The following is a 10318-nucleotide window of genomic DNA, read 5'->3' on the forward strand; positions in this document are numbered from 1 at the left end:
TTTGAATGAAAATACAAAGTATAAGAAGCTAGCTATAAACTCTTTATTATTTGCTTTAGGAAATTTTGGTAGTAAGTTAATTACTTTTGTAATGCTACCTGTGTATACCAAGTATTTAACACAGTCAGCTTATGGTATATCTGACTTAGTTATCAGTACAGTAGCATTATTATTGCCAATCATTTCATTAAGTATATTTGACTCTGTTTTGAGATTTGGAATGGATAAAAAGTTAGATAAAAAATTAATATTTAATACTGGATTTAGGATTACCTTGATAGGAATTATAATCTCTTTTGCTTGTCTACCACTTGCTTACATTTTCCATATTCATTATCTGTTTTATATTTTTTCGATTTTAGTTGCTAATGTAGTGCAATCTTTATTTTCACAATACGCCAAAGCCAATAATAATATAAAGCTTTTTGCTCTTAATGGTATGTTACTTAGTTTTTTAACTGCATTTTTAAATATTATTTTTTTAGCAATTTTCAAACTGGGAATTACTGGCTTTTTGCTTTCTACTTTGATAGCTATTTTGATATCAGATATTTTCTTGTTTTTTAAACTAAAATTATTTAATATTATAAATTTGAAAATATACGATAAAAATTTAAGTAGAAAAATGCTACGTTTTTCTGTACCATTAATACCTAATTCTATTGCATTATGGATAAATAATATTGCTAGTCGGTACTTTATTCTTTGGATATTGGGTACAGCAGCTAATGGGATTTTTGCAGTAGCTAATAAAATACCTATGTTAATAGGTGTATTAAATACTATATTTTTTCAGGCTTGGCAAATGTCTGCGATAGAAGAATATGATTCTGATGATAAAGTTAATTTTTATTCTAATACATTCGATATGTATTATAAAATACTTTTTATTGGTTCAAGTATTTTACTTTTATTTTTAAAGCCCATAATGAATATAATAGTTGATCAAGCCTTTTATGATTCTTGGAAGTATGTTCCTTTATTAATTTTAGCAGTATTATATTCAAGTTTTTCGGGATTTTTAGGACAGTATTATGTTGCTGCAATGGAAACAAGAGCCGTATTTACAACTACCATAATTGGTGCTGTTATAAATGTTTGTTTGAATTTTGTATTAATTCCTGAATTTGGGCTCTATGGTGCTGGTTTAAGCTCAGCTATAAGCTTTTTTATTTTGTGGATTATAAGAGTATTTGATACAAGAAAGTATATAAGAACTAATTATAATATTATCAATATAATTTTTAATAACATTCTGTTAATTATGCAAATTTCCTTATTATACGTGAAACCTATTCATTTTTTATTTATCTATAATTATTTAATATTTTTTATTATTCTATTTTTGAATAAATCTATTTACAAAGAATTGACTAAAAAAATTTTTAATTGCTTCAAGAAGGGAAATCACAAATGAAAAAAGTACGTAAGGCAATTATTCCAGCAGCAGGATTAGGAACTCGTTTTTTACCTGCAACGAAGGCTATTGCAAAGGAAATGTTACCGATTGTAGACAAACCTACGATACAGTTTATTGTTGAAGAAGCGTTAGCTTCAGGAATTGAAGATATTTTAATTGTCACGGGTAAAGCAAAACGTCCAATCGAAGATCATTTTGATTCAAATTTTGAATTAGAGCATACTCTAGAATCAAAGAATAAAAAAGAGCTTTTAGCATTAGTTGAAGAAACTACAGGAATTAATTTACATTTCGTTCGTCAAAAACGCCCTTTAGGATTGGGTCATGCTGTACTTCAAGGTAAAGCTTTTGTAGGTAATGAACCTTTTGTGGTTATGCTTGGCGATGATATTATGGAAGATAAAGTCCCGTTAACTAAACAGTTAATTAATGATTATGATAAAACAACAGCCTCTACATTAGCTGTAATGAAAGTCCCTCATGCAGATACATCGAAATATGGAATCATTGCACCTGATGAAAAAGTAGGTTCTCATTTATATGGTGTTGATCATTTTGTAGAGAAACCAGATCCTAAAGATGCGCCTAGCGATTTAGCTATTATTGGTCGTTATTTATTACGCCCAGAAATTTTTACGATTTTAGAAAATCAAAAGCCTGGAGCAGGTGGGGAAATTCAATTAACTGATGCTATAGATGAATTAAATAAAACACAACGTGTATTTGCTCATGAATTTAAAGGCAAGCGCTATGATGTAGGGGATAAGTTAGGTATGCTTGAAGCAAATATTGAATTTGGATTAAAGCATCCAGAAATAAAGAATGGATTAAGAAATTATTTAAAAGAAATTTCGAAAAAATTATGATAATAACTTTAAATTAAATGATTTGGAGGAGAAATATGATTCCAAAAATTATACATTATTGTTGGTTTGGGGAGACTCCCTTACCTGATAATGTAAAAAGATGTATAGCAAGTTGGGAAAGTAAGTGTCCAGAATACAAAATAGTTCAATGGAATGAAAAAAATTATGATGTGTTTAAAAATGCATATACTAAAAAAACATATACTGAAAAGAATTATGCTTTTTTATCTGACTATGCCAGACTAGATATTATTTATAATAATGGTGGTATTTATTTAGATACGGATGTAGAAGTATTAAAAAAATTTGATGATTTGCTGAATCATAAATGTTTTTTCGGTTGTGAAACAAAAGGAAGAGTTGCTACAGGTTTAGGTTTTGGTGCTGAAAAATTTAATCCAGTGTTATTAGCTAATATGAACGAATATACTGATTTAGTGGATTATAAAAAATTTACTTGTGTCGATATTACAACTAATCTATTATTTAAGAAATATGGATTTGATTATAAACAAAATGAAATTCAACAATTTAAAGATTTTATTGTATACCCTCCGGAATATTTTTGCCCATATAGTATTCTTACTAGAAAGATGAGAATTACTGAGAAAACTTATTCTATACATCATTATGATGCCAGCTGGAAAAATGATACTAGATTTGAAAAAATTCTAGGTGGAAGAATTACAAGTGTTAAAATTTTTATAAAAGAAATTATAGATAATAGTTTTGGGATAGGTACTTATAGCAGGATTAAACAAAAAATAAAAAAATGATTTTTTATTTAATTGTAGAAAAGGGTGAAATAGTTGTTTGAATTTACGATAATTATTCCTATGTATAATTCTGAAAATTATATTTCAGAATGTATAGAGAGTATAGCCAATCAATATGTGGAAGGTTTTAAAATACTAATTTGTGATGATGGGTCAACTGATAATTCCGTTAAAATTATTGAAAATTATCGAAAAAATTTATCTTATATTTTTATAGAAACTTTACCTCACCAAGGAGTTAGTAAAACTAGAAATTTTGGGCTAAAAAATTCTGATACAAAAGCAATTATTTTTATGGACTCAGATGATATTTTAAAAGCGGGAGCTCTAAAATTTATTAAGAAAAATTATAATAATCAAGATATACTCAATATTAGTAATCTTACTGAAAAAAATATAAATAAAACTATTACAGATAAGTCAGAAACAATAAAATCACTGAGCAATATGAAAACTAAAAATTTAAAGCCTAGTGAGTATTTAGCGGCTCCTTTTGGTAAAGTATTCAATCTTAATTTTTTAATAAGAAATAACCTTTTTTTTAATGAAGAACTTTTTATAGCTGAAGATATGTTATTTAATATGAGGGCTGTTTTGAAAGCGAAATTTGTAGAATATATTAACGGTGATATATATGAATATAGATTTAATCCAAATTCTGTTTCAAACAGATTCAATGAGAAAATATTTGAGAATGAACTAAAATTTAATGCCTTAATTAAACAATATTTGAAACAGAAAGATATTTCTCAGGATTTAAATACTGTATATGAAAAATTAAGCTTAGGTGGTATTTTAACTATTTTCAATTCATACATATTACCTAAAAGAGTATCTTTTTCAGAAAAAATAAAAATTTTGAAACATCTTTGCGAAAGCAAGAATATAAAAGAGTTTTATTAAAAGCTAATAAATACTATGAATATTTTAATAAAAGAGATAATTTATATTTATATTTATTAATGAAAGAAAAATATAAATTATTGATGGTAATAAGTACACTTTTAAAACCAATAATTATGGCAAAAAATATCACAAAAAATATTATAAAAAAGTCTTGATCTATAGATGTATTCGCTAAGAGTAAACAATATTTTTTCTTGAAAAACGTTCTATCGATTCTTTTTGATGAGAAATTAATAAAACTAAATAATAAAAAAAGAGTAGGTAATATCTTTTACGGCTCTTTGTCAATAAGGACTGATGAAGAGAAATTTTATAAATCAGAGGAAGTAGAGAAATCTGCTTCCTCTGATTTTTTTGTTATTTTATGACGATTAACTAATTCATCATAAAAATTCTCGTTCTCATATTGTCAAAGGATTTAAATCCGTAACTTACTCGTTTTAGTGTTTTGATATGCGTGTTTTTAGCTTCGATTTTTCCGTTAGAATAGGGATAGATCATGGCATTTCGTATACCTTCTTCGTATCTAATTAATCCTTGAAGTTTCGTTCGAAACGCTTCATCTAGGTGTCAAGTGTCAAGGGCAATTTAAAATTGTTGGTTTACCTACATTTTTTGTATTCTTTTCTTATATCAATTATCAATTAAATTGGAGGATAAAATATGAGAAAAGACATACACGAAGAAGTCGAAATTTACGTGATAAATGAAATTAAACCAAATTATGCTGCACTAGCACAAAAGTATGATTGTGATTACAGGACAGTCAAAAGTGCTTATGAAAAAGCTAAACTTAGTAAAACAAATCAATATACACAATTTAGAAAAAAACGCTCTAGTAAGTTGGATCCATATAAAGACATCGTAGAGGAAAAATTGAATCAGCACTGCAGTGCCTATAGTATTTTCACGTTTATACAGAAAAAAGGATTTCAAGGAAGCTACACTCTAGTTAAAAATTATTGTAGAAACTATAAGCAAGAGAAAATAAAAAAAGCTACTATTCGTATTGAACACCAACCAGGCCTTTCAGCACAAGTTGATTGGAAAGAAAATATGAAGCTAACCACTATTGATGGTGAGATTATTGAGTTCAATATTTTTTTATATGTCTTACCTTATTCCAAGAAGAAATATTTCACTTTAACGTTTGATCGAAAACAAGATACTTTATTTGAATGTTTGTACAAGGCTTTTCAATATACCGGAGGTGTTCCAAAAGAGATATGGTTTGATAACATGCGAACTGTAGTTGATCATTCTAGAACTCAGTATTCAAAAGTTCAGTTTAACGAGCGTTTTTATACTTTTAGTAAAGATGCAAATTTCGTTCCAGTTGCTTGCCGACCTTTTCGGCCACAAACCAAAGGTTGTGTTGAAGCGCTAGCAAGAACTGTAGATCGCTTAAAAGTATATAACCGTGAATTTCATGACAGTGATGAATTAAATGATTTGATAGACGAATTTTGTATAGATTTAAACAACGAAATATCTCAATCGACAAATCAATCTCCTAATATGATGTGGAAATTAAATGAAAAAAAGTATCTACATAATTTATCGAAAGATGTTCTAATTTCTTATTTTGGATACTTTATTCGCCGTAAAGTAACTAAAGAAGCAATGATTATCTTTCGAAAATGTAGATACTCTGTCGATCCTCATTACATTGGATCTAGGTCAATATCTTAGACACATTTTTGTAGAGACAGTTAAGCCATTTTAATTTTTTCTTGTCTTTCAAATTCATGTGGTGTTAAATAGTTAATCGAACTATGGATTCGATTACGATTATAAAATCCCTCAATATAACCAAATAAGGCTTGATTGGCTTCTTCAAAATTTAAATAGTTTGTTGTGTAAACTTCTTCTTTCTTTAATGAAGCATGAAACGATTCAATCCCTGCATTATCATAAGGCGTTCCTTTACGACTATAGGAATGTCTTATTTTATTTATTGATAACCATTCTTCATACTCTAAAGAAGTATATTGGCTACCTAAATCAGTATGTAGAATCATTCCTTCTGGAATGTCATAACGCTGTTTAGCCTGATTTAAAGTCTTTAAAACAAAATCTACTGTCATACGTTTTGAAAAAGTGTAACGAATAATTTTCTTCGTGTGTAAATCCATAATCGAAGATAGGTAACACCAACCATTTTTCTTTGTTGGTATGTAGGTGATATCCGCTACCCATTTTTCACAGATATTTTTAGTAGAGAAATTTTGATTTAAAATATTTTCTTTTGAAATAATTTTTTTACTAGACAATTGAGGTCTATATTTTTTGACAACAATTGATTTCAGACCTAATTGTTTCATTAACTTTTGAACATGTTTAATCGATACTGAAATCCCTTCTTTTAATATCATTTGATGTATTTTTGTTGCGCCATAACGCTATTTACTATCAAAAAAGATGGTTGAAATTTTCTTTTTTAGCTTGTTATTCCTGATTTCTGTAGCTGTCAGTGATTTATTTTTATAAAAATAATAGACACTTCTTGGGATTTCTAATAAACGACATAACAAAGAAACAGTGTATCTGATAGACCACCTTTCAATAAATTGAACAATTGACTTTAGATTTTTCGAGAGAATATGGCAGCGGCTTTTTTTAAGATTTCTAATTCCTCCTTCAGGCGGGCATTTTCTTTCCTTAATTCAGCTGCTTCTTTTCCAGTCAATCCTGTGGATTGATTTGGTACATATAAATTTTTCCATTTATAAATAGTTGCTTCAGATATGCCATATTCTTTTGCTAAACCACGAACTGAACGTCCAGTTTGATTAAGTTCTACAATCATTCGTTTAAAATTTTCTTCGTATCGGGTCATAAAAATCATCCTCTCGTAGATAAGTTTAATCTATTTTTGTCTCTACGAAAAGTTGTCTAGGATTTGATACTAACACCAGAAGAAAAAACAGCTTATTCATGGAACAGCTATACCAAGCGCTTAAAAGAGCGGGGAGTATTAGGCTATGCATCTTTTCTAGTAAGAAAACAGCGAAATAATACTGCAGACGGGACATTTGCTTGGCTAAAAGAAGGAACGTTTTTTAAAGAAGATAAACCTAGCAGTAAAGGGGTTAGTGGTTTTCTTGAAGATAGTTTCTATTTGTATGGTGAACGAATCGCAGATTATCGCTACCTTGCCCAAATCATCTGGCTGGTCATTTTAACGCCGATCTTGTTGGCTTTTTATGATCGTAGACCTTATATCAACATGTTACGCTTGAGTATCTTGGGTGCTTTTTTATTTTTATTGATTTTTGAAGGTGGTAGAAGCCGATATATGATCCAGTTTTTACCGATTTTTTTGATTTTTTCAAGTATTGAAGCCTATCGTATCAAAATCTATGGTAAGAAATTATGGCAAGCGGTCTATTACGCTCCTGAAGAGCGAATGAATCCTAAAAAACGATTGAAATAAAGAATAGAAGAAAAAACATTATTCAGGTTATCATAGTTGAATAATGTTTTTTTACTATCAAAGTTATCGTTTCTATTAAAAAGTTAGATAAAATTGCAAGTTTCTGTGACCTGACTTATCATAATAAGGATTAGAGAAAATTAGAAAGGAAATCGAGATGTTAACAACGGCTATTTTAGCAAATATGGCGATTTTGCTGCTAGCTATTTTACTACTCTTTTTTATTCGGCAAGGAAATAGCGTTCCAGTAGAGCAGTTTGATTTAGAAACTCTTTTTTTTTATTGGTTATGCGACAACTGTTGGGATTTTTCTAATGATGTATTCTGTTGTAGTAGAGGGGATACTGTATGATTACCGTTTTTTATTGTATATTTTTAGTTTGAAATATTTAGGTCCAAAAGTTACTGTACCTAGTATTTTTTTATTGCCCTAATTCGCTTTTTGTTTGGGATCGATGCAACGGCTTGGAGTTCGTTTACTTTTAGTCTGTTGTTTTTATGTTCTTTTGTTCCGATCTTTAAATTGATCGAACGTTATGTGACCCATGCATTTACGCAGTTGACACTTTTGATTGGCTATTCGATCGTTGTTCGAATTATCGTTAACCTGCTATTCAATCATGTTATTTTTCAAAATGTAGGTACGTATTTTCAACTGTTTGCAACAGGAGTTGTGATGATGGCGATTCTTTTATTTGTTATGAAACGGATCAATGAGTTGAAACGACGTTCCGAAATAGATTAATTGACCAAGTTGCCGAATAATCGCAAATTCTATCTAGATTACGAGCAAGCTAAAGAAAGAAATACTGAGTTGATTTTAGCGGTAATCGATATCGACTTTTTCAAAGAAGTCAACACATCGTTTGGCCATCTAGCAGGTGATGAAGTGTTGAAAAAAGTGACAGATGAGTTTCTAATATTCTCCACAGATACTTCACGAATCTACCGAATGGGTGGTGAAGAATTTATTTGTTTGATGCAAGACCAGTCACTTACACAAGCCAAGGCCAAGCTCGAAGTATTGCGTATTCGAATCGCCGCAATGGATAGTGGCTTGATGGATACTAATAATCGACCTTTGCCAATCACGATTTCAGTTGGAATAACAGCTTGTACAAAACAAGAAACAATCATAGAAATCATCCAGCGTGCAGATAAAGCGATGTACTTGGCTAAAGATGCTGGAAGAAATACGATTCGAATCGTGTAGATGTCAGGAGGGATCATTTGGAAGTCATTATTGTAGGAGCTGGTTTATTTGACAGTGTAGTTGCGCGTGAGCTTGCTGAAGCTGGACATAAGGTTCCGATTTTAGAAAAACGCGATCATATCGCCGGCAATATCTATACAAAAGAAATCGCTGGAATTCAAGTTCATTGGTATGGTGCGCATATTTTTCATACATCCAATCGAGAAGTGTGGGAGTATATCCAGCAGTTTGCGACTTTTCGACCTTATGTGCACACGCCTTTAGCCAATTATTAAGGTCGGTTGTTCAATTTGCCACTTAATTTTCCTGAAAATTTTCAAGGTAGACTAGTCTACTGTTTTAAAATATGGTAGGCTAAATATATTAAAATTCAAGGAGGAGCCTTATGTTTCGTGTACTCCGGTTGACTGCGTACTTTTTGATATCCATTATTTCATCGGTCATCGTGATTCATTATCTAGCCTATCCGACATTGGTCAGCTATTCACGTTTGCATCATGTCATGGATCGTTTTGCGTATACGCAAGAAACGTTACTTTTCTGTTTCTTTTTAAGTGCTTTTTTATTTTTCTTACAATGGGAGTATCGCTATTTTTCAGCAATATATCTGTATTTAGTGTATAGCATCTATTTGTTTTTATTGTTTGTGGTATTGTTTGGAAAAGCGAGTAACTATCATGCCTATTCATTTGATCTCTTTGATTTTATCGTAAAAGATAAACGAACTGTGATGGAAGCGATACTAAATACGCTTTATTTTGTACCGCTGGGTGGATTATATGCCTTTAAAGCAAAGCCTTGGGAATTTGTATTGATCGCTTTCTTTACGATTTTAGGTATCGAAACGTTACAGTATGCATTCTACGTTGGAACGTTTGCTTTTAGTGATATCTTATTAAACTTTATTGGCTGTACGATCGGATATACGTTGGTAAAATGGTTAGGATACCGTCGTATTCAGCATCCTAAAACAGTTGCTACTGAAAATGAAGTGTGCTAAAATATGAAAAAATACAGAACGCTACTACCGGGTAGCCAAGAGTCTGCTCTATTCCCATAGGTCTTTGGAGGAATAGAATAGGCTCTTTTTATTTTGAGGAGGAAATGAACATGGCATGGATTTATTTAGTGATTGCAGGTATTTTTGAAGTCGTATGGGCAACGCTCATGAAAGCAAGTGAAGGATTTTCGAAATTAGGATTTAGTATCGCGACTGTGATTGGTATGATTGCAAGTTTTTACTTTTTAGCACGAGCACTAAAAACGTTACCGATGAATTTATCCTATCTAATTTGGACGGGCGTAGGTGCAGTGGGGTCGATTTTAGTCGGTGTCTGGCTTTATAAGGAAAAATTATCGCTTTCGACTTGGTTTTTTGTAGGGCTTTTGATCATCGGAATCATCGGTATCAAAGTCACGAGTAAGCATTAGGATAGGAAAAGCCCGTTTTTTTCGTAAATCACGATAAAAAACGGCTCTTTGTCAATAAGGACTGATGAAGAGAAATTTTATAAATCAGAGGAAGTAGAGAAATCTGCTTCCTCTGATTTTTTTGTTATTTTATGACGATTAATTGATTCATCATAAAAATTCTCGTTCTCATATTGTCAAAGGATTTAAATCCGTAACTTACTCGTTTTAGTGTTTTGATATGCGTGTTTTTAGCTTCGATTTTTCCGTTAGAATAGGGATAGATCATGG

Annotated in this window: 12 protein-coding genes and 3 pseudogenes; 12 read left to right on the top strand and 3 right to left on the bottom strand. The window is 30.6% G+C overall.

The genetic code is table 11. The features are described 5' to 3' along the window. The first annotated feature begins 1 nt into the window (after window position 1). From ACWOEC_RS04310 to ACWOEC_RS04325, 4 genes are read left to right on the top strand one after another with little or no spacing between them, the layout of a single operon-like run. Window positions 2-1417, top strand: coding sequence for an oligosaccharide flippase family protein (locus tag ACWOEC_RS04310; RefSeq protein ID WP_455306224.1), 1416 nt, complete (start codon window positions 2-4; stop codon window positions 1415-1417). After that, complete coding sequence (galU, locus tag ACWOEC_RS04315; RefSeq protein ID WP_455306226.1) at window positions 1414-2286, top strand: UTP--glucose-1-phosphate uridylyltransferase GalU; 873 nt, start codon at window positions 1414-1416, stop codon at window positions 2284-2286. Before ACWOEC_RS04310 ends, galU begins: the two co-directional genes overlap by 4 nt. A gap of 35 nt (window positions 2287-2321) precedes the next feature. Further along, on the top strand, window positions 2322-3062 hold the full coding sequence (locus ACWOEC_RS04320) for a glycosyltransferase family 32 protein (RefSeq protein WP_455306228.1): 741 nt from the start codon (window positions 2322-2324) through the stop codon (window positions 3060-3062). A 33-nt stretch (window positions 3063-3095) separates the two neighbouring features. Next, the gene (locus ACWOEC_RS04325) at window positions 3096-3965 is read left to right on the top strand and encodes a glycosyltransferase family 2 protein (RefSeq protein WP_455306230.1); all 870 of its coding nucleotides are present in this window, start codon (window positions 3096-3098) and stop codon (window positions 3963-3965) included. A 378-nt stretch (window positions 3966-4343) separates the two neighbouring features. On the opposite strand, the pseudogene ACWOEC_RS04330 reads toward ACWOEC_RS04325, so the two are convergent. Next, window positions 4344-4535, bottom strand: a pseudogene (locus ACWOEC_RS04330) (transposase); the annotation flags it as partial. Window positions 4536-4631: 96 nt separating this feature from the next. Between ACWOEC_RS04330 and istA the strand changes: the two are divergent. Continuing rightward, window positions 4632-5660 carry an IS21 family transposase gene (gene istA / locus ACWOEC_RS04335; protein WP_455306232.1) on the top strand — a complete coding sequence of 343 codons (1029 nt, stop codon included), beginning with the start codon at window positions 4632-4634 and terminating at the stop codon, window positions 5658-5660. 20 nt (window positions 5661-5680) lie between these two features. Here the strand turns inward: istA and ACWOEC_RS04340 are convergent. Continuing rightward, a pseudogene (locus ACWOEC_RS04340) lies at window positions 5681-6807 on the bottom strand (IS3 family transposase). A gap of 63 nt (window positions 6808-6870) precedes the next feature. Between ACWOEC_RS04340 and ACWOEC_RS04345 the strand changes: the two are divergent. The 7 genes and pseudogenes from ACWOEC_RS04345 to ACWOEC_RS04375 all read left to right on the top strand — a co-directional run bounded on the left by ACWOEC_RS04345 (window position 6871) and on the right by ACWOEC_RS04375 (window position 10048). Continuing rightward, entirely contained in the window at window positions 6871-7404 is a 534-nt protein-coding gene (locus ACWOEC_RS04345; protein WP_455306234.1) for a hypothetical protein, read from the top strand. A 157-nt stretch (window positions 7405-7561) separates the two neighbouring features. Next, window positions 7562-7756 carry a hypothetical protein gene (locus tag ACWOEC_RS04350; RefSeq protein WP_455306236.1) on the top strand — a complete coding sequence of 65 codons (195 nt, stop codon included), beginning with the start codon at window positions 7562-7564 and terminating at the stop codon, window positions 7754-7756. 90 nt (window positions 7757-7846) lie between these two features. Continuing rightward, the gene (locus tag ACWOEC_RS04355) at window positions 7847-8149 is read left to right on the top strand and encodes a hypothetical protein (protein WP_455306238.1); all 303 of its coding nucleotides are present in this window, start codon (window positions 7847-7849) and stop codon (window positions 8147-8149) included. A 9-nt stretch (window positions 8150-8158) separates the two neighbouring features. Next, the gene (locus tag ACWOEC_RS04360; protein ID WP_455306240.1) at window positions 8159-8617 is read left to right on the top strand and encodes a GGDEF domain-containing protein; all 459 of its coding nucleotides are present in this window, start codon (window positions 8159-8161) and stop codon (window positions 8615-8617) included. Between the two features lie 17 nt (window positions 8618-8634). After that, window positions 8635-8889 (top strand): annotated as a pseudogene (locus ACWOEC_RS04365) (NAD(P)-binding protein); the annotation flags it as partial. 113 nt (window positions 8890-9002) lie between these two features. Continuing rightward, the gene (locus ACWOEC_RS04370) at window positions 9003-9617 is read left to right on the top strand and encodes a VanZ family protein (protein WP_455306242.1); all 615 of its coding nucleotides are present in this window, start codon (window positions 9003-9005) and stop codon (window positions 9615-9617) included. A 110-nt stretch (window positions 9618-9727) separates the two neighbouring features. Beyond that, on the top strand, window positions 9728-10048 hold the full coding sequence (locus tag ACWOEC_RS04375; RefSeq protein WP_455306244.1) for a DMT family transporter: 321 nt from the start codon (window positions 9728-9730) through the stop codon (window positions 10046-10048). Between the two features lie 124 nt (window positions 10049-10172). Here the strand turns inward: ACWOEC_RS04375 and ACWOEC_RS04380 are convergent. Beyond that, a partial coding sequence (locus ACWOEC_RS04380; protein ID WP_455305897.1) for a transposase occupies window positions 10173-10318 on the bottom strand: 146 nt, incomplete at its 5' end.

The sequence above is a fragment of the Enterococcus bulliens genome, assembly GCF_053761865.1.

What these genes read in the sequence shown, in the direction of transcription:
- galU (WP_455306226.1), top strand. Translation starts at nt 1,414, where the DNA reads ATGAAAAAAGTACGTAAGGCAATTATTCCAGCAGCAGGATTAGGAACT.
- ACWOEC_RS04320 (WP_455306228.1), top strand. Translation starts at nt 2,322, where the DNA reads ATGATTCCAAAAATTATACATTATTGTTGGTTTGGGGAGACTCCCTTA.
- istA (WP_455306232.1), top strand. Translation starts at nt 4,632, where the DNA reads ATGAGAAAAGACATACACGAAGAAGTCGAAATTTACGTGATAAATGAA.
- ACWOEC_RS04350 (WP_455306236.1), top strand. Translation starts at nt 7,562, where the DNA reads ATGTTAACAACGGCTATTTTAGCAAATATGGCGATTTTGCTGCTAGCT.
- ACWOEC_RS04370 (WP_455306242.1), top strand. Translation starts at nt 9,003, where the DNA reads ATGTTTCGTGTACTCCGGTTGACTGCGTACTTTTTGATATCCATTATT.
- ACWOEC_RS04375 (WP_455306244.1), top strand. Translation starts at nt 9,728, where the DNA reads ATGGCATGGATTTATTTAGTGATTGCAGGTATTTTTGAAGTCGTATGG.